Source organism: Variovorax sp. 278MFTsu5.1 (assembly GCF_048305045.1).
GTDB lineage: Bacteria > Pseudomonadota > Gammaproteobacteria > Burkholderiales > Burkholderiaceae_C > Variovorax > Variovorax guangxiensis.
This window is the reverse complement of the sequence record NZ_CP157622.1, coordinates 868,925-890,001: the sequence shown is the minus strand read 5'-3', so window position 1 is coordinate 890,001 and position 21,077 is coordinate 868,925. Positions and strand designations below refer to the sequence as shown.

At 70.0% G+C, this 21,077-nt stretch carries 1 protein-coding gene; it reads right to left on the bottom strand.

All coding sequences use genetic code 11. The features are described from left to right. Positions 1-27: 27 nt before the first annotated feature. Positions 28-21,048, bottom strand: coding sequence for an Ig-like domain-containing protein (locus ABL844_RS03820; RefSeq protein WP_418130520.1), 21,021 nt, complete (start codon positions 21,046-21,048; stop codon positions 28-30). Positions 21,049-21,077: the final 29 nt, after the last annotated feature.

Here is a 21,077-nt window from a genome sequence, read left to right as displayed (position 1 = left end):
CCTCCCGCTGCTCGCGCCGGCGTCGCTTCAGATGACAGTGATCCCCTGCTGGATCCAGATGTCTCCCAGCGTGTTCGCCGCCGACAGGTTGCTGTTGTGGTAGATGCTGTAGTTCACCCCGCCGGCGCTCGTGCTTCCGGTCACGCTCCAGCTGTCGGTGCCATGGAGCAGCTGCACGGTGTCGCCGGAATCGCCGGTCACGCGCAGGTGCCCTTGGCCCGTGCCGTTGCCGTTGCCGACGCTGCTCTGCTGGCTCAGGACATCGGTAAGCCGCAGCTTCAGCGTGTTGCCCGTGTTGGCGGCGCCGGTACCCAGGTCGAAGTTCTCGAAGCCCTGCACCTTCAGGCCCAACTGCGACAGGTCGAGCGTGAGGTTCGAAGCATCGGCCACCAGGGTGTCGACGCCCAGCCCGCCGTCCACGCGCACCACTCCCGCGATCTCGGTGATATGGATGGTGTCGTTCCCCGCGCCGCCATAGGCGCTGTCTCCCGCGCCGACGCCCGTGATGACGTCGTTGCCCGCACCGCCGGAAAGCCTGTCCTTGCCCGCCGTCGCCGCGATGACGTCGTCGCCCACGGTCAGCGAGTTCGTGAAGTTGAACGCGCTGGCATAGACCACGTCGAGATAGCCGTTGGCAGTCGACCAAGGCTGGCCCTTGTACGGGGATCCGAGCGCCAGATCGGCCTGCCCATCACCGTTCAGGTCGGACAGCGCCACGTTCACGCCTAGCATCGAGCCGGAGTTGGCGTTGCCGTTCTGCTCATAGGTGACATTCGTGCTGTTCGCGGATCTGTCACCCCAATAGGCTGCTGCAACGCTCACCGTGCCGGAGTAGCCACCCTGCTGGCCATACACGATGTAGACGGCACCGTTGTTGATCATTCCCTTCACGTCGGCCAGCGGTGCACCGATGGCAATGTCGTCGATGCCGTCGCCGTTGAAGTCGCCCACCGAGGTGCCGTTGCCGAACATCGCGTCCGCCGAGCTGTCCGACGCTGTGATGACGAAGCCGTCGGACGGCGAGAGGCTCGCAAGGTTGATGTCCGACTTCGCGCCTGCGGCCTTGCCGTAGACCACGTAGACGCGACCCGGTCCCTTCTGATCACCCGCATTCGGCCCGTATTGCGGCGAGCCGATGATCAGGTCCGCGATGCCGTCGCCGTTGACGTCACCCGAGGAAGTGGGCATGCCGGTGTTCGACAGGTATCCGTAGGGTTCCGGATCGATGTAGGTGCCGAGGTACTGGTCGGCCTGCTCCCCATAGACGCGGAAGCCATTGGCGGTGTTCGTGTAGTCGGTCTGCAGGCTGTAGTCCTGCGGCAAGCCGCCCGCCTTGCCGTAGATCACCTGGATCGCTCCGGCGTTGCTGTAGCTGGTCACCGGGTTCCTTGCGTTGTACAGGCTGTACGCGAAGTCCGCATAGCCGTCGCCGTTGATGTCGCCGATGTTCATCACATTGACGGGGTAGCCGTTCGTGCTGTCGTTGTAGATCACGCTGTGCGGCCGATAGCTTTCCGTGGACGAGGAACTGCTGTCCGACACGTAGCTCGACGGGTACGTGGAACCGAAGCCGACGTAGTAGTTGGCCCACTCGGCGGAGCCCGCCGCCCCGGCGTGCCCGTAGATGATGGCCGTACCCGCCCTGCCGGTGCCCTGGTTCCAGTCCTGCATGACGATGTCGGCGTAGCCGTCGCCATTGACGTCCACCAGTGCGCCGCCGGCTCCGAACCAGGTCGAACCCGCGCGCTGGACGATGGCGACGCCGTCGCTGTTGCCGCCGGAGGAGATGATGGTCTTGACGTCGACGCTCACCGGCGAGGAACCGGCGTTCGCGGAGGATCTGCCGAAGATGACCCAGTCGCTGTTCAGGTTGTCGTCGTAGACGATGACGTCGGAATAGCCGTCGCCATTGACGTCGCCGTAGCCTTGCACCGCGGTCAGGATGTTCGAGTCGGAAATGCTCCCCGAGGTATAGATCTTCAGGCCATCCGTGCCGGGCAGGTTCGCAACGCTGCTCAAGTCCGGCAGCCCTTGCTTGCTGCCATAGAGGATGCTGACGCTCCACGCATTCGCAGCGCGAGCGGCGGAAGATCCATGTGGCGACACGACCGCGAAGTCGTTGTAGCCGTCTGCGTTGAAGTCGCCGATGGCCTGTACGTCGTAGCCGAAGTTGTCGTTGCTCGTGCTGCCGTACATCTTGCTGGTGCCGCCGCCCACTGTCACCGCTGCAGGCGTCGAACGGTTGCCCGCGTAGTCCTGGGCCACGGCCGTCACGATCGCACCGACGTTCACGGGAGCCGCCGAGGCGTCGATGCTCCATGCGCCGTCCGCCGTGACCGTGGCTGTGAACGGGAGCACGTAGTCGATCGTGCCGTCGGCGTTCTTGTCGACGCTGAGCGTCACGGTGATCGGCCTGGACGCCGTGGGGGAAGCCACCGGCGTATCGGCGTCGGAGGTCGTTCCCGAGAAGCGCTTGCCGTCCGACTTCTGGATCGTGATGACGGGCGGCGTCGCATCCACGGCCTGCATTCCCTTGCTCGACGCGTTCCCGGCCAGGTCGTAGGCGACTGCGGCAACAACCGTGTTGGCCGACAGCGAGGCGGACGGCGTCCATGCCCAGTTGCCGCCGGCATCCGCGACGACGCTGCCTTCGATGGAGCCGTTGTTGCCGACGTCGATCGTGACGAGCGCACCCGCCTCCGCGGTGCCTGCGATCACTGCGCTGTTCAGTCGTTGCAGATCGAGCGCGGGGCCGGTCCGGTCCACGTTCACTTCGATGCTGTTGGCTGCAGCGGTGGTGTTGCCGGCAGCGTCGGTCAGGCTCGCTCGGAAAAGGTACTTGCCGTCAGACAAGCCGCTCTGCGCCGCGGTCGTCGACTTCCAGTTCTGCCCGCCGTCGGTCGAGACCTCATAGCGAGCGATCGATGCATCGGCCCCGGTCAGAACGAGGTCGAAGGTGTTGTCGGTGCTGTTGCGATCGGAGGACTGGTTGGCAGCCAGAGTGCCCGCCGAAGGGAAGCTGTCCGAGTAGTTCGCGAGGCTCAGCGTCGCGACCGGGGGCGGCAAGGTGTCGACCGTGAAGACGAGCGCTGCCGACTTCGGCCCTTCGTTGCCAGCCGCGTCCACATTGCTCGCGACGAAGCTGTGGGCGCCGTCGACCAGTTCCTTGCCGGCTTCGGGCGTGAAGCTCCACTTGCCGGAACTGTCCGCCGTGGTGGATCCGATCAGCTTGCCGTTGTCGTAGATGTTCACCATGCCGTTGGGCTCGGTTCCCGCCCCCCGCAGTTCGGGGCGGGCATCGTTGGTCATGCCCCCGGACGCGATGGTGCCGGTGACCGGTGCGACGTCGTCGACGGCGCGGTCGATGGAAGGCGCGCCCGTCGGCGCGATCGTGTCGACCGTGAAGACCACCGCCGTCGATTGCGAGCCCTCGTTGCCCGCCGCATCGACGTTCCTCGCCGTGAGCCTGTGCAGGCCATCGGCGAGCTCCTTGCCCGCCGCGGGCGTGAAGCTCCAGTTGCCCGATGCATCCGCCGTCGCGGTACCGATCAGCGTACCGTTGTCGTAGATATGGACGGTGCCGTTCGGCTCCGCGCCCGAGCCCTTCAGCTCGGGACGTGCATCGTTGGTCGTGCCGCGCGATGCGATGGCGCCAGTGACCGGCGCGACGTCGTCCATGGCACTGTCGATGGAAGGCGTCGTCGCGGGCGCGGTCCTGTCGACGGTGAGCGTGAACTCCGCCGAAGCGCTGCCCTGGTTGCCCGCCGCGTCCTCCACGCGGGCGGTGTAGCGGTAGGTGTTGCCGTCGTCGAGGCCCTTGTCCTCGAAGCTCCAGGCGTTGCCGCTCACAGCGGCGACGCCGATGCGCGTGCCGTTGCGGTAGACCGCCACCACCTCGTTGGCCGCGAGCGGCGCCGAGAGCGTGCCGTTGAGCTGGGGCGTCGCATCGTTGGTCGTGGTGCCGGATGCGAAGTTGCCCGTCTGCGGATCGCGGTCGTCGGTGAAGTCGGTGATGGCCACCTTCTGGACTGGTGCCGTCAGGTCGACCGTGATGGAATGGGCCAGGCTCTCCGCCCCCTGGTTGCCGCCGGCACTCACGACGCGGGCGGTGTACTTGTAGGTCGCGCCGTCCGTGAGGCCCTTGTCGAAGAAACGCCAGCTGGTGTTTGTCACCGTCGCGGTACCGATCACGGCGCCGTTGCGCAGCACCTCGACCACCTCGCCCGTGTTCAGGGCGGCGGAGATCGAACCGATGAGCACCGGGTCGGCGTCGTTGGTCGTCCCGCCGTCGGCCACGGCACCGCGGCCCGGTTCGACGTTGTCCTGCACACGCACGATCTGCACCGCCTGCGTGACCGTGGAAGTGATGACGGTGAAGCGCAGGCTGTTCGAGGCGGCGCCGGCGTTGCCGGCCATGTCCATGACCCTGGCCTCGTAGGTATAGGTGGTGCCGTTCGCAAGGCCGATGTCGTTGAAGACCCAGTCGGTACCGCTCACGGTCGCGTTGCCCACGTGCACACCGTTGCGGAACACGCGCAGCTGCTCCGACCTGCCCAGCGCGGCGGAGAGGGTGCCCTCCAGCCTGGGCGAGTCGTCGTTGGTGCTTCCGTTGGCCGGAATGCTGCCCGAGACCGGGTCGACGTTGTCGATGGCGCGCGAGAGCGTCACGGTCTGCGAAGGTGCAACCGTGTCGATGCTGAAGACCAGCGGCGCCGACTTCGGCCCTTCGTTGCCCGCCGCGTCGACGCTGCTCACCCTGAGGCTGTGCACGCCGTCGGCCAGTTCCTTGCCGGAAGCAGGCTCGAAGCTCCACTTTCCGGAGGCGTCGGCCTTGGTGCTGCCGATCAGCACGCCGTTGTCGTAGACGTTCACCGTGCCGTTGGGTTCGGCGCCCGAGCCCTTGAGTTCCGGGCGCGCGTCGTTGCTCGTGTCGCCCTGGGCGATCGGGCCTTGGACCGGGTCGACGTTGTCGATGACGCTGTCGACGACCGGTGCGTCCGTCGGCGCGGTGGCATCGACCGTCAGCGTGAAGTTCGCCGAGGTGGAGCCCCGGGTGCCGGCAGCGCTCGCGATGGCCGCGGTGTAGGTGTGCGTGCTTGCGTCGGCCAGCGTCGGCAGCTTGAACTCCCACGCGGTGCCGTTCACGGCAGCGGTGCCAAGCAGCACGCCCCCTTCGAGGATCTGCACGACCTCGCCGGTCTTCAGGCCCGAGACGGTGCCCTTGAGCACCGGCGTGGTGTCGTTGGTGCTCGTGCCGCTGGCGTAGTCGCCGGCATTCGGCTCGACGTCGTCGGCGTAGGCGGTGATGGCCACCGCATTGCCGGCGGTCGGCGTCGTGGTGTCGATGACCACGGTGCGGGCATCGAACGCCGCAAGATTGCCGGCGGTGTCCACCACGCGCACCCTGTACTCATGGCTGCCGTCGGTGAGCACCCGGCCGTCGACGTAGCTCCAGCTTCCGCCGCTGACGATCAGGTTGGCCCAGGTGGCGCCGCCGTCGAGGCTGATCTGCGCGGTTTCGTCGGAAGCCAGCGTGCCGGTCAGCCTGCCGTTGAGGGTCAGGCTGGTGTCGCTGGTGATGAAGTCGCCCGCGACGCCGGTGTCGGTGCTGATCGACGCGATGTCGATGGCGATGCCCGCCGAGTGCTGGGTGTCGATCACCACGCGCTGGCTGGTCGACTTGCCGGCATTGCCGGCGGCGTCGACGACGCGCGCCTGGAAGACGTGGTCGCCCGCCGCGAGCGGCACGGCGGTGTTGTCCAGCCGGTAGGTGTTGCCCGAGACCAGCGTCGCATCGCGCCAGCTCGTGCCGTTGTCGAGCGAGAGCTGCACCTTCTCGCCGGTGCCGGCCGCGGCGTCCAGCGTCACCGTCACGACGAGGGTGGTGTCGCTGGTGATGAAGTCGTTCGCGCTGGCGCCGGTGTCGTCGCTGATGGCGGTGATCGTTGCCGCCTGCGTCGGCGCGGTGGTGCCGACCGTGAAGGCCAGCGGCGCCGACCTCGGTCCCTCGTTGCCGGCCGCATCGACGCTGCTCGCGCTCAGGCTGTGCGCGCCGTTGGCCAGCGGCTTGCCGGCTTCCGGCGTGAAGCTCCACTTGCCCGAGCCATCGGCGACCGCGGTGCCGATGAGCATGTCGTTGTCGTAGACCTTCACCGTGCCGTTGGGCTCGGCCCCTGCCCCCTTCATCTGGGGACGGGTTTCGTTGGTCGTGCTGCCGGAGGTGATCGGGCCGACGACCGGCGCCGTCGCGTCCATGACGCTGTCGATCGAAGGCGCCGCGGCGGGCGCGGTCCGGTCGATGGTCAGCGTGAAGGTGGCCGAGGCCTGGCCTTCGTTGCCTGCCGCATCCTCGACCTTGGCGGTGTAGCCGTAGGTGGCGCCGTCGGCCAGCCCGGAATCCTGGAAGCTCCAGGCCGTGGCGCCGGACATGGTGGCGGTGCCGATGCGCTTGCCGTCCCTGTAGATCACCACGGCCTCGCCGGTCGCGAGCGCAGCGCTCAAGGTGCCGTTGAGTTGCGGCGTGGTGTCGTTGGTGACGCTGCCGGAGCCGAAGCTGCCCTGCTGCGGGGCCTGGTCGTCGGCATAGCCGGTGATCGCCGCCGTCTGGCCCGGTGCGACGAGGTCCAGCGTGATCACATAGGCCGCGCTCTTCGCACCCTCGTTGCCGCCGGAATTGACCACCCGCGCGGCGTAGCTGTAGGTCGTGCCGTCAGAGAGGCCGCTGTCGCGGAAGCTCCAGGTCGTGCCCGTGACGGTGGCGTTGCCGACCACCTTGCCGTCGCGCAGCACCTGGACCACGTCGCCCGCGTTCAGCGCGGTGGAGATCGAGCCGCCGAGCGTCGGCGCGGTGTCGTTGGTCGTTCCACCGTCGGGCACGTTGCCCTTCACCGGGGCGGCCTGGTCGTCCACCCGGAGGATCTGAACGGTCTGCGTGACGCCCGAGGTGTTGACCGTGAAGCGCAGGCTGTTAGAGGCGGCTCCGGCATTGCCGGCCGCGTCCATGACCCTCGCCTCGTAGGTGTAGGTGGTGCTGCTGGCGAGGCCCGCGTCCTCGAAGGTCCAGCTCGTGCCGGTGACCTTCGCGACGCCGGCGAGCAGGCCGTTGCGGAACACGTGCAGCCGCTCGGTGCCGCTCAGCGCCGCCGAGAGGGTGCCCTCCAGCGTCGGCGTGTCGTCGTTGGTGGTGCCGCCGGCGGGGATGTCGCCCGAGACCGGGTCGACGTTGTCGATGGCACGCACCAGCTTCACCGTCGCCGCGGGCGCGGCAGTGTCGATGCGGATCGCATGCGCGTTCGATTCGGCGCCGGGGTTGGAAGCCGCGTCCTGCACGCGGGCCGTGTAGACGTAGGTGCTCCCGTCGGAAAGGCCGCTGTCGGCGTAGCTCCAGTGCGTGGCGTCCGTCATGGTCGCGAAGCCGATCTCCTTGCCGTCGCGCAGCACGACGACCTTCTCGCCGGCCTGTAGCGCGGCCGAGATGGTGCCGGTGACCTGGGGCGCGGTGTCGTTGGTGTAGCCGTCGTTCGGCACCGAGCCCTGCTGCGGATCGACGTCGTCGTTCACGGCCGTGATGCTGGCCTTGGTGGACGGACCCGAAAGCTTCAGCGTGATGACGTAGGGCGAGGAGGCGGTGCCGCCGCCGCCCGCGGCGTCCTCGACGCGCACGGTGTAGCTGTAGCTCGAGGCGTTGGCGAGGCCGCTGGTGTCGGTGTAGGACCAGCTCGTGCCCGAGATCGAGGCGGTGCCGATCCTGACGCCGTCGCGATACACGGCGACGAACTCATTGCCGGCCAGGCTGCCCGACACGGTGCCTCTGAGTTCCGGCTGGGAGTCGTTGGTGGTGCCGCCGTTGGCGACGTCGCCTTGCACCGGGTCCGCGTTGTCGAACACGGTCGAGATCGTGGCCGCCTGCGTCGGCACCGACGTGTCGACGGTGATGGCGTAGCTGCCCGAGACGGCGCCCCGGTTGCCGGCCGCGTCCTCGACGCGGGCGGTGTAGGTGTAGGTGCGGCCGTCGCTCAGGCCGGTGTCGTCGAAGCTCCAGTGGGTGGCGTCGGTCATCTTCGCGGTGCCGATGACGGCACCGTCGCGCAGCACGACGACCTTCTCGCCGGCCTGCAGCGATGCCGAAACGGTGCCCGCCACCTGCGGCGCGGCGTCGTCGGTGAAGCCGCCGTCGGCCACGGCGCCCTGCAGCGCGCCGCGGTCGTCGTTGATGGAGACGATCGCCGTCGATTGCGAAGGCGCGAGGGTGTCGACCGTGAACGCCAGCGCCGCGGACTGCGGGCCTTCGTTGCCGGCCGCGTCGACGCTGCTCGTCGTGAGGCTGTGGGCGCCGTTGGCGAGCTCCTTGCCGGCCTCGGGCGTGAAGCTCCACTTGCCGGCGGCGTCCACCGCCGCGGTGCCGATCAGCGCGCCGTTGTCGTAGATCCTGACGGTGCCGTCGGGCTCGGCGCCGGATCCCTTGAGTTCGGGGCGCGCGTCGTTGGTGGTGCCGCCCTGGGCGATGGACCCGGTGACTGGTGCCACGTCGTCCACGAAGCTCTCGACGACCGGCGCCGTGGTGGGTGCGCGCTGGTCGATCGTGAGCGCGAAGGCCGCCGACGCTCCGCTCTGGTTGCCTGCGGCATCCTCGATGCGGGCCGTGTAGCTGTAGCTCTTGCCGTCGACGAGGCCGGCGTCCTGGAAGGTCCAGGCAGTGCCGCCACCCAAGGTGGCGGTGCCCAGGCGCACGCCGTCGCGGTAGATCACCACGGTGTCGCCGGCATTGAGCGTTCCGCCGATCGTGCCGTTCAGCAGCGGCGAGGTGTCGTTGATGGTGCTGCCCGACGCGAAGGTGCCAGTCTGGGGTGCCTGGTCGTCGGTGCAGCTGACGATCGCGACCGACTGCGAGGGCGCGGCAGTGTTCACGGCCAGCGAGAAGTCGGCCGAGCTCGTGCCCTTGTTGCCCGCCGCATCGGCGATCACGGCGACGTAGGTGTGCCTGCTGCCGTTGGCCAGCGTCGGCAATGCGAAGGTCCAGGCGGTGCCGTTCACGGCGGCCGTGCCCAGCAGCGCCGAGCCTTCGAAGATCTGCACGACGTCGCCCGCCTTCAGGCCCGAGACGGTGCCCTTGAGCACCGGCGTGGTGTCGTTCGTGCTGGTGCCGCTGCCGTAGTCGCCCAGGTTGGGCGCGACATCGTCGGTGTAGACCGTGATGTCGACGGCGTTGCCGGTGGTTGGGCCGCTTGTGTCGATCACCACGAGCTGCGAGCTCGGCTGGGTCGTGTTGCCGGCCGCATCCACCACGCGCGTCAGCACGGTGTAGCTGCCGTCGGCCAGCGAGACGGCCGTGTTGTCGAACTGGTAGCTGTCGCCGCCTGCCGGCGTGGCGTCGTTCCAGGTCTTGCCGTTGTCGAGCGAGACCTGCACCTTGGCGCCGGCCTCCACGGCCGAGTCGACCTTGATGGTGAGCACCAGGGTGCGGTCGCTGGTGACGAAGTCGCTGCCGCTCGAGCCGGTGTCGTCGCCGATGGCGGCGAGCGTGGCCTTGGTGGTGGGCGCAGTGGTGTCCACGTTGACGGTGAAGGAGCCCGATTGCGGGCTCTCGTTGCCCACGGGGTCGACGGCCGTGGCACCGAGGCGGTGCGTGCCCTCGGTCAGCGGCGTGGTCGGCGTGAAGCTCCAGCTGCCGTCGGCCTTGACGGTCGTGCTGCCGAGGACGCTGCCGTTGTCGTAGACCTTGATCGCGTCGCCCGGCGTGGCGCCGCTGCCGGTGAGCGTGGGCGTGGCGTCGTCGGTGGGGCCGCCGTTGGCGATCGGACCCTGCACCAGGCCGACGTCGTCGGCGGCGCCGGCGATGGACGGCACCTCGGGCGCGGTGGTGTCGATGGTCAGCGCGATGGTGGCGTCGCCCTGCTTGCCCGCGGCGTTCACCGCGGTGGCGGTGTAGCTGTGCGTGCCTTCCTTCTGCAGGGGCAGCGTGAAGCGCCAGTTGCCGCCCGCGTCCGCCGTGGTGGAGCCGAGGACGGTCGAGCCTTCCTTGACGGTCACGATCGCGTCGGCGGTGGCCTTGCCCACGAGCGAGGGCGTGGTGTCGTCGGTGCGCGCCCCGGGCGCGAGGTTGCCCTTGATGCTGCCTTGGTCGTCGGCGATCTGCTCGATGCTGACGACGACGTCGCTCGGGTCGACGGTGAAGTCGAGGACCGCGCTGGCGGCGCTGGTGTTGCCCGCGGCGTCGGTGACGGTGTGCGTGATGCGGTGCGTGCCGCGCCCCAGCGGCGTGCTGGGCGTGATGCTCCAGGCGCCGTCGGTGGCGGCGGTGAAGCTGCCGATGAGCGCGCCGCCGTCGTACAGGCGCACGGTGTCGCCGGCCTTCAGGCCGCTGCCGCTGAAGGTGGGCGTGGTGTCGTCGGTGGTGGCGCCGGCCGCGATCGCGCCCTGCACCGGGCCCTGGTCGTCGGAGGCGACGGCCGTGTCGGGCGTGGCGGGAGCCGTGGTGTCGAGCACGACCGGATAGAGGCCCGTGCGCGGGCTCGCCTGGCCTGCGCCATCGACCGCCTGGGCGCTCAGGTTCTTGACGCCGTCGCCGCTCAGCGGACTGGTGGTGACGCTCCAGGTGCCGTTGGAAGCCACGCTGGTGGAGCCCACGGCCACGCCGTCGGCATACACGGTGACCACGGTGCCGGCCGTGCCGGTGCCGTTGAGCGTGAGCGTGGTGTCGTCGGTGCTGGCGTCGCGGGCGACGTTGCCCGTGACGCTGCCCCTGTCGTCGATCACGCCGATGATGGCCGGCGCCGCGGGCGGATCGCCCACCAGCGTGAAGGTCGATGCGGGCGTGGCGGCGCCGATGTTGCCCGCCGCGTCCACGGCGCGCGCCGTGAGGCTGTGCGCGCCCAGGGCCAGCGGCAGGTCGGGCGTGAAGCGCCAGCTGCCGTCGGCGTTCACCGCCGTGCTGCCGATGAGCGTGCCGTTGTCGTAGACGTTGATGACCGACACCTGCGCCGGGTCGGTCTTGCCGGTGTACTCGGGCTTGCTGTCGTCGGTCTTCGCGCCGGCGGCCAGGGTGCCCTGTACCGGGCCGACGTCGTCCAGCACCTGGATGAGGGACGAATCGAGCGCGGGCGGCGGCGTTAGGTCGACGGTGAGCCTGAAGTCGTTGGAGCGCGGGCTCTCGTTGCCTGCCGCGTCGGTCAGCGTGTAGCCGATGCTGTGCGCGCCCTCGGCGAGCGGGGACACGGGCGTGAGCGTGCCGGCGGCCGGGTCGTAGGTGGCTGCGACCTTGTTGCCGTCGACGTACAGCGACGGCGTCAGGCCGGCTGCGATGGAGGCGATCTTGAACCCCGGCGTGGTGTCGTCGGTGAAGGTCGCGGTGCTGGCCGCGTTCTGGACCGCGCCTGCGTTGTCGACGTAGCCGGCCACGGCGTCCGGACGCACCGGCGCCGTGGTGTCGACGTTGACAACGAAGGCGGCCGAGTGCTGGCTCTGGTTGCCCACCGGATCTGTGGCCGTGACGGTGAGCTTGTGCTCGCCCTCGCCCAGCGGCGAGGTCGGGCTGGCCGTGGTGAAGCTCCAGCGTCCGTCGGATTGCACCGTGGTGCTGCCGATGGCGCTGCCGTTGTCGAAGACGGTGATGAGGTCGCCCGGCGTCGCGCCGCTTCCGCTGAGCGTGGGTCGGGTGTCGTCACTAGCGGCACCGCTGGCAAGCGAGCCCTGCACCGAACCGGTGTCGTCGACGACCGAGGCGATCACCGGAACGGCCGGCGGCGTGGTGTCGATGGTCAGCGAGAACGAGGTCTCGCTGCTCGTGCCTGCGGCGTTCACCGCCGTGGCCTTGTAGCTGTGCGCGCCTTCCGTTTGCGTGGGCAGCACGAGGTTCCAGTTGCCGGACCCATCCGCCGTGGTGGAGGCGATGGCCTTGGAGCCTTCCTTGATGGTCACGACGGCGCCGGCCGTGGCGGTGCCGACGATCGTGGGCGTGACATCGTCGGTGAAGCCGGCGGGACGCGTCTTGATCTGCTGCCCCTGCCGGGTCTCGCCCGCCTTGGTGACGGTCACCGACACCGCCGCGGTGTCGACGATGAAGCCCAGCGGCGCGCTGGCTGCGCTGGTGTTGCCGGCCGCGTCGCTGATGGTGTGCGTGATGCTGTGCGCGCCCTGCCCCAGCCCCGTCGGCGTGAATGCCCAGCTGCCATCGGCCTTGACCGTGGCGCTGCCGATCAGCGCGGCGCCGTCGTACACCCTGACGATGTCGCCAGGCGTCGCGCCGCTGCCTGCGAAAGTGGGCGTCGCGTCGTCGGTGGAACCGCCGTTGCCGATCGCGCCCTGCACCGGGCCGGCGTCGTCGGTGGCCGAGACGCTGGCCGGGGTGGCCGGTACCGTGGTGTCGAGAATTGCGCTGTCGGTCGCCGCCGGCCTCGAGGTGTTGCCGGCGAGGTCCTGGCTGGTCGCGCTGACGCGGATCGCCGCACCCTCGGTGGGGTTCGGGAACGAGACGTTGACGAAACCGTTGGAGACGTCCGCGGCGCTCAGCTTGACGCTGAACGTGTGGGTGCCGTCGGTGAGGCTGATTTCATCGCCCACCGCGGCGCCGGACACGAGGGCGACCTTCGCCGTCACGTCGGCCTTCTTCTCGCTGGCGTTGATGAAGCCGTCGTTGTTGACGTCCTCGACGATCGAGATGGAAATGACGGGCGCCACGCTGTCGACCGTGGCCGCGGCGGCCTGGCTGGTGTTGCCGGTGGCGTCGGTGGCGACCACGCGCAGCTGCGTGCCGTGCGGCAGCAGGGTCGTGGGCGAGATGCTGTATTCGCCGTTGCTGCCGGCGGTCGCGCTGCCGATGAGGTTGCCGGTGTCGTCCCTCACGGTGACGACCGAGCCCGCTTCCGCCGTGCCGGCGATCGTGCCGCCCGAGGTGGGCTTGACGGTCGGCGCGTCGGGGGCCTTGCTGTCGACCTTGGCCGTGGCGGGCGTGCTGGTGTTGCCGGCCGCGTCGGTGGCGGTCACGCTCAGCGCGGTGTCGTGCGCCAGCGGCATCGCGGGCTTGACGACGTAGTTGCCGTTGCCGTCGGCCGTTGCGCTGCCGACGCTGTTACCGGCGCCGTCCTTGACGAGGACGAGCGAGCCCGCCTCCGCCGTGCCGGTGATGGTGCTGCCGCTCGTGGGCTTCACGGTGGGCGCGTTCGGGGCGGCGCTGTCGACCGTGGCCGTGGCCGCAGGGCCGGTGTTGCCCGCCGCGTCGGTGGCCGAGACGCCGAGCATCGTTCCGTGCGGCACGGGGGTCGCGGGCTTCACGGTGTAGTTGCCATTGGCGTCCGCTGTCGCGCTGCCGATCGGCTTGCCGGCACTGTCCTTGACGGTGACCACCGAGCCGGATTCGGCCGTGCCGGTGATCGACGCGCCGTTGGTCGGGGCGACGGTCGGCCTCGCCGGGGGCACGGCATCCACGGTGGCGGTGGCCGCAGCGCTGGCGTTGCCTGCTGCATCGGTGGCCACCGCGGTGATCTTCGCGCCGTCCTCCAGCGGCTTGGCCGGGGTGACGGCGTAGGTGCCGTCGGTGGCGGCGGTCGCGCTTCCGACCACCTTGCCCGCGCCGTCCTTGACGGTGACCACCGAGCCGGCCTCGGCGCGGCCGGTGATCGGGTCGCCGTGGGTGGGGTCGATCGTCGGCGCGTCGGGCGCCTTGGCGTCGACCTTGGCCGTTGCAGGCGAGCTGATGTTGCCGGCCGCATCGGTCGCGGTGACCTGCAGCACGGTGTCGTGCGCGGGAGCGGTCGCGGGCTTGACGCTGTAGTTGCCGCTGCCGTCGGCCGTCGCGCTGCCGATGGTGTTGCCGGCACCGTCCTTCACGGTGACGAGCGAGCCGGCCTGGGCCGTGCCGGTGATCGTGGTGCCGTTCGTCGGGTTGACGGCCGGCGCCGACGGAGACACGGCATTGACGGTCGTCCTGGCTTCAGGGCTGCTGTTGCCGGCGGCGTCCGTCGCGGCCACGTGCAGGACCGTGCCGTGGGCGGGAGGCGTCGTCGGCTTGAAGCTGTACGCACCACCGGTCGTGGCGGTCGTGCTGCCGATGAGCTTGCCCGCGTCGTCCGTGATGGTGACCACTGAGCCGGCCTCGGCCTTGCCGGTGACGAGGCTCCCGTTGGTCGGATCGACGGTGGGCCTGGCCGGCGGATCGTTGTCGACCGTGGCCGTGGCGGGCTGGCTGGCGTTGCCGGCCGCGTCGGTCGCGACCACGCTGATCTTCACGCCGTCCTGCAGCGAGCGGGCCGGCGTGACGGCGTATTCGCCGTTGCTGCCTGCGGTCGCACTGCCGATGAGGTTGCCTGCGCTGTCCTTGACGGTGACCAGCGAGCCTGCCTCCGCCGTGCCGGCGATGGTGCTGCCCGAGGTCGGCTTGACCGTGGGTGCATCGGGAGCCTTGCTGTCGACCTTGGCCGTGGCAGGTACGCTGGTGTTGCCTGCCGCGTCGGTGGCGGTCACGCTCAGCGCGGTGTCGTGCGCCGGCGGCGTTGCGGGCTTGACGGCGTAGTTGCCGTTGCCGTCCGCCGTCGCGCTGCCGATGAGATTGCCCGCGGCGTCCTTGACGGTCACGACGGAGCCTGCTTCGGCCGTACCGGTGATGGTGTCGCCGCTCGTGGGCTTCACGGTGGGCGCGTTCGGGGCTGCGCTGTCGACCGTGGCCGTGGCCGCAGGGCCGGTGTTGCCCGCCGCGTCGGTGGCGTAGACGCCGAGGGTCGTGCCATGCGCCAGAGGGGTCGCGGGCTTGATGGCGTAGTTGCCGTTGCCATCGGCCGTGGCGCTGCCGATCGGCTTGCCGGCCTGGTCCTGCACCGTGACGACGGAGCCTGCTTCGGCCTTGCCGCTGATGGTGCTGCCGTTGGTCGGCTCGACGGTGGGCCTGCCCGGGGCAACGGCATCCACGGTGGCGGTGGCCGCAGCGCTGGCGTTGCCTGCAGCGTCGGTAGCCACCGCGGTGATCTTCGCGCCGTCCTCCAGCGGCTTGGAGGGCGTGACGGTGTAGGTGCCGTCGTTGCCGGCGGTCGCGCTGCCGACCACCTTGCCCGCGCCGTCCTTGACGGTGACCACAGAGCCGGCCTCGGCGCGGCCGGTGATCGGGTCGCCGTGGGTCGGATTGATCGTCGGCGCGTCGGGCGCCTTCGCGTCGACCTTGGCGGTTGCAGGCGCGCTGGCGTTGCCGGCCGCATCGGTCGCGGTGACCTGCAGCACGGTGTCGTGCGCGGGGGCGGTCGCGGGCTTGACGCTGTAGTTGCCGCTGCCGTCGGCCGTCGCGCTGCCGATGGTGTTGCCGGCACCGTCCTTCACGGTGACGAGCGAACCCGCCTCGGCCGTGCCGGTGACGGTGTTGCCGTTGGTGGGCTTCACGGTCGGTGCGGCAGGAGCGACGCTGTCGACCGCCGCTCGTGTTTCGGGACTGACGTTGCCCGCGGCATCGGTCGCGGTCACGCGTATCACCGCGCCATTCGGCAAAGTGGCCGACGGCTTGATGCTGTAGGTGCCGTCGTTGCCGGCGGTCGCGCTGCCGATGAGATTGCCCGCGTCGTCGGTGATCCGGACGACGGAGCCGACTTCCGCGGTACCCGTGACGACGCCGCCTTGCGAAGGATCGACCTTCGGTGCCGCAGGCAGCACGCGGTCGACGGTCGTCCTGGCTTCGGGGCTGGCATTGCCGGCAGCGTCGGTGGCGACAGCGCGCAGCACTGTGCCGTGCGCCGGAACGGCGGCGGGCTTGATGCTGTAGGCGCCGTTGGGCGCGGCGATCGCGCTGCCGATGAGCTTGTCGGTGTCATCGGTGACGCGAACCACCGAGCCGGCCTCGGCCGTGCCGGTGATCATGTTGCCGTTGCTCGGCTCGATGATCGGTGCGGGGGGTGGGACGCTGTCGACCGTCGCGGTGGCTTCCGGGCTCGCGTTGCCTGCTGCATTGGTGGTCACGACGTGCAGCACCGTGCCATTCGGCGGAGTGACGGCCGGCGTGATGCTGTAGGCACCGAGGGAATCGGCCGTCGTGCTGCCGATCAGCTTGCCTGCGTCGTCCCTGACGGTGACCACCGAACCGGGTTCCGCCGTGCCGGTGATGGGGCTGCCATCGGTCGGGTTGATGGTGGCCGCCGGCAGCGCCGTGCGGTCGACCGTGGCCCGTGCCTCGGGGCTGGTGTTGCCAGCGGCATCGGTGGAGGCAACGTGCAGCACGGTGCCGTGCGCCGGCGGCGTCGCCGGCGTCACGGTGTAGGTGCCGTTGGATTCGGCGGTGGCGCTGCCGATGAGGTTGCCCGCGTCGTCCTTCACCGTGACGATCGAGCCGGCCTCGGCCTTGCCCGAGATGCGGTTTCCGTTGGTCGGGCTGATGGTCGGCGTGACGGGCACGACGCCGTCCACCGTGCCGCGTGCTTCGGAACTCGCGTTGCCGGCCGCGTCGGTGGCGAAGGCGCGCAGCACGGTGCCGTCGGCCAGGACGAGCGCGGGCTTGATGCTGTAGGCACCGTTCGCGGCCGCCGTCGTGCTGCCGATGACATTGCCGGCGCCGTCGCGGACCGTGACGACGGAAAGGGCCTCGGCGAAGCCCGAGATCAGCTTGCCGTTGGTCGGATCGATCGAGGGCTGCCCGGGCGGCACGGCATCGACCGTGGCGTTCGCGCTCGGGCCGGTGTTGCCGGCTGCGTCGGTGGCGCTGACCTGAAGCACCGTGCCGTCGGAGGGCGGCACGGCAGGCCGGATGGCGTAGGCACCGCCGCCGTCTGCGGTCGCGCTGCCGATGAGCTTGCCGGTACCGTCCTTGACGGTGACCACCGATCCGGCCTCGGCCGTGCCGGCGATCAGGCTGCCGTTCGTCGGCTTGACCGTGGGCGCGCCGGGCGCCTGGCCGTCGACCGTGGCGCGCGCGGGCTGGCTGGTGTTGCCTGCGGCGTCGGTGGCCGTCACGTTCAGTGCGGTGTCGTGCGCCAGCGGCGTTGCCAGCTTGATGCTGTAGTTGCCGTTGCCATCGGCCGTCGCGCTGCCGATCAGCTTGCCGGCGCCGTCCTTGACGATGACCACCGTGCCGGCCTCGGCCGTGCCCGTGATCGAGCCGCCGTTCGTCGGGTCGACCTTCGGCGCGGCTGGCAGTTCGCTGTCGACCGTGGCGCGCGTCTCGGGGCTGGTGTTGCCGGCCGCGTCGGTGGCGGTTGCGCGCAGCACGGTGTTGTGCGGCGGAACGGTCGCAGGCTTGATGCTGTAGCGGCCGTTCGAATCGACAGCCGCGCTGCCGACGAGGTTCCCGGCGCCATCACGGACGGTGACGATCGAGCCCTGCTCGGCCGAGCCGGTGATCAGGCTGCCGTTGGTCGCATCGACGGTGGGCCTGGAAGGCGGCGTGCTGTCCACCGTGGCGGTGGCGGGCTGGCTGGCGTTGCCTGCCCGGTCGGTTGCGACAGCGGTGATGGTCGTGCCATCCGCCGCAGGCGTCGCGGGGGTGATGCTGAACTTGCCGTTCGAATCTGCCGTCGCGCTGCCGATCAGCTTGCCGCCGCCATCCTTCACGGTGATCACCGAGCCCGCTTCGGCCGTACCGGTGATCGCACCGCCGTTGCTCGGATTGACCTTGGGCGCGTCGGGCGCCTTGCCGTCGACGGTGCTGCGCGCAGGCTGGCTGGTGTTGCCGGCCGCATCGGTGGCGGTGACGTTCAGTTCCGTGTCGTGCGGCAGCTGTGTCGTCGGCTTGATGCTGTAGCTGCCGTTGCCATCGGCCGTCGCGCTTCCGATCAACTTGCCGGTGCCGTCCTTGACGGTGATCAACGAGTTGGGTTCAGCCGTGCCCGTGATCGAGCCGCCGTTCGTCGGGCCGACCTTGGGAGCAGCGGGCAGTTCGCTGTCGACCGTGGCGCGCGTCTCGGGGCTGGCGTTGCCGGCCGCGTCGGTGGCGACGGCGCGCAGCACGGTGTTGTGCGAGGGGACGGTCGCGGGCTTGATGCTGTAGCGGCCGTTCGAATCGGCGGCGGCGCTGCCGACGAGATTGCCGGCGCCATCACGGACGGTGACGATCGAGCCCTGCTCGGCCGAGCCGGTGATCAGGCTGCCGTTGGTCGCATCGACAGAGGGCTTGGAAGGTGGCGTACCGTCCACCGTGGTGGTGGCGGGCTGGCTGGCGTTGCCTGCCCGGTCGGTCGCGACAGCGGTGATGGTGGTGCCATCCGCCACGGGCGTTGCGGGAGTGATGCTGAACTTGCCGTTCGCATCGGCCGTCGCGCTGCCGATTAGCTTGCCGGCCCCGTCCTTGGCGGTGACGACCGAGCCGGATTCGGCCGTGCCGGTGATTCGGCTGCCGTCCGTGGGATTGACGACCGGTGCGAGCGGGGCGGCGCCGTCGACCACCATCGTGGCGGGCGAGCTCGCATTGCCGGCGGCGTCTGTTGCGACGACGCTGACCTGGGCGCCATCGGCCAGCGGCGTGGCGGGAACGAGGCTGAACTTGCCGTTCGCATCGGCCGTCGCGCTGCCGACCAGCTTGCCCGCGCCATCCTTGACGGTGACGACGGAGCCGGACTCGGCCGTGCCGCTGATCGTGCGGCCGGAACTCGGATCGACGGTGGGAGCGGAAGGCGGCAGGCTGTCGACGGTGGCCCTGGCTTCGGGGCTGTCGTTGCCTGCAGGGTCGGTCGCGACGACGCGCAGCACGGTGTTGTGCGAGGGCACGGCCACGGGCTTGATGCTGTAGCGGCCGTTCGAATCGGCGGTCGCGCTGCCGAGCAAAGTGCCGGCACCGTCCCTGGCGGTGACGACGGAGCCGGGCTCGGCGCTGCCGGTGATCAGGCTGCCGGCGGTCGGATCGACCGTGGGCCTTGCCGGAGGAACGCCGTCGACCGTGGTCCTGGTTTCGGGGCCGGTATTGCCGGCGGCGTCGGTCGCGGTAACGCGCAGCACCGCGCCGTCGGCAGGCGGCGTCTTCGGCACCACGCTGTAGAAGCCGTTGGAGCCGACGGTCGCGCTGCCGATGACATTGCCGGAAACATCCCGTACGTTGACGACCGAGCCAGGCTCCGCACGGCCCGTGATCGCACTGCCGTGCGTCGGATCGACCGAGGGAGCGGCCGGTGGCACACGGTCCACGGTGGCCAGGCCTTCGGCACTCACGTTGCCGACGGCGTCCGCGGCGGTGACGTGCAACACCGTGCCGTCCGCCAGTTGTGCCGCGGGCGCAACGCTGAACTTGCCGGCGGCGTCGGCGGTGGTGCTGCCGATGAGCTTGCCCGTTGCGTCCTTGACCGTGACGACGGAGTTGGCCTCGGCCGTGCCTGCGACCACGCTGCCGTTCGTCGCGTTGACCAGTGGCGCGTCCGGCGGCCTGCTGTCGACCGTGGTGGTCGCGGGCCGGCCCACGTTGCCGGCGAGGTCCTTCGCGACGACGTAGATCACGGTGCCGTCCGACGGCGGGTTCGCGGGAACGAGGGAGTAGGTGCCGTCCGGCGCGGTGGTCGTGCTGCCGATGAGGTTGCCCTTGCTGTCCGTGACGGTGACCACGGAATCGGGCTCGGAGGTGCCCGTGATAGGGCTGCCGTTCGTCAGGTTGACCGTGGGCGTCGGCGGCGTGCCGTCGACGACGGCCGTGGCGGGCTTGCTGGTGTTGCCGGCGGCATCGGAGGCGACGACCTTGATCACCACGCCGTTGGCCGGCGGCCTGGTCGGCGTGAAGCTGTACACACCATTGGACGCGGCGGTCGTGCTGCCGATGAGGACGCCCTTGTCGTCGGTGATCGTGACCACCGCGCCGGCCTCCGCTGTGCCGGTGATGGGGCTGCCGTCGGTCGGATTCACCTTGGGCGTGGCGGGCGGCGTCGCATCGATGGTGGCGGTTGCCGGCTGGCTGGCGTTGCCGGCCGGGTCGGTCGCAACGACGCTGATCGTCGCGCCGTCCGCGGGAGGCGTCGTGGGGGTGACGCTGAACGCGCCGTTGGAAGCGGCGGTCGCGCTGCCGATGACCTTGCCCGAGCCGTCCTTGACGGTGACGACCGCGCCGGCCTCGGCGGTACCCGTGATCGTGCTGCCGTTGGACGGATTGACCGTGGGTGATGACGGCGCGGTGCTGTCGGCGGCGGTAGTGGCGGGTGCGCTGGCGTTGCCGGCGGCGTCGGTGGCCACGACGTTGATGGGGGTGCCGTCGGCCAGCGGCGTCGGCGGCTTGATGCTGTAGCTGCCGTCCTGGGCCGCCGTGGTGCGGCCGATCACATTGCCGCGTCCGTCGGTGGCGGTGACCACGGCGCCGGGCTCGGCGCTCCCGGCGATGGTCGTGCCGTTGGTGGGAACGATGGTGGGGACCGGGGGCGCCACGCTGTCGACGGTCGTGCGCGCCTCGGGGCTGGTGTTTCCTGCCGAGTCCACCGCGACGACGCGGATCTCCGTGCCATGCGGCGGAGGGGAGGACGGCTGGACCACGTAGCGGCCGTCGGCCTCGACGGTCGCGCTGCCGATTTCCTTGCCCGTGTTGTCGGTGACGCGAACGGTGGTGCCTGGCTGGGCCGTGCCGGTGATCAGCCTGGCATTGGTCGGGTTGACGGTGGGCCGGCCCGGCGGCGATGCGTCGGAGGGGGACGTGAGCGACGTGGAAGGCGAAGGTATGAGCGCCATCGCCGAACCGGCGCCCGCCCCACCACCTCCTCCGCCTCCGCCTCCGCCTCCTGCAGCACCGGCGGCTGCCAGTCCGCCGCCCAGCAGCCAGGGCAGCACGCCGAAGTTGAAGTCCTGCTCCAGCAGCAGCGGCTCGATCGCGTCGATGCCCGAATAACTGAGCGCCAGTTCGCCCTGCCCTTCGCCGAAGCCGGTCAGCCACAGGCCACCCTTCTCGTCGTCGAGCACGAGGTCGCTCTTGTGGCCATCGAAGGACGAGAAGAACTCGCGGATGGTGACGACCTCGCCCGAGATGGAGGTGATGACCAGGTCGTTGCCGACGCGGCGCATTCCCTTGACCTGTTCCCTGGACAGCCCTACCCGGACGACCGCCGCTTCCTTCAGGAACACCTCGTTCACCGAGACGGGCGTACCGTCTCCACTGCGTTTGCTGACAACCTTCAACGAAATCATTTACTGCTCCCTGATTTTTCGATCTAAAA

Excerpts from the sequence above, each read along its gene's own strand:
- ABL844_RS03820 (WP_418130520.1), bottom strand. The coding sequence starts at position 21,048 with ATGATTTCGTTGAAGGTTGTCAGCAAACGCAGTGGAGACGGTACGCCC.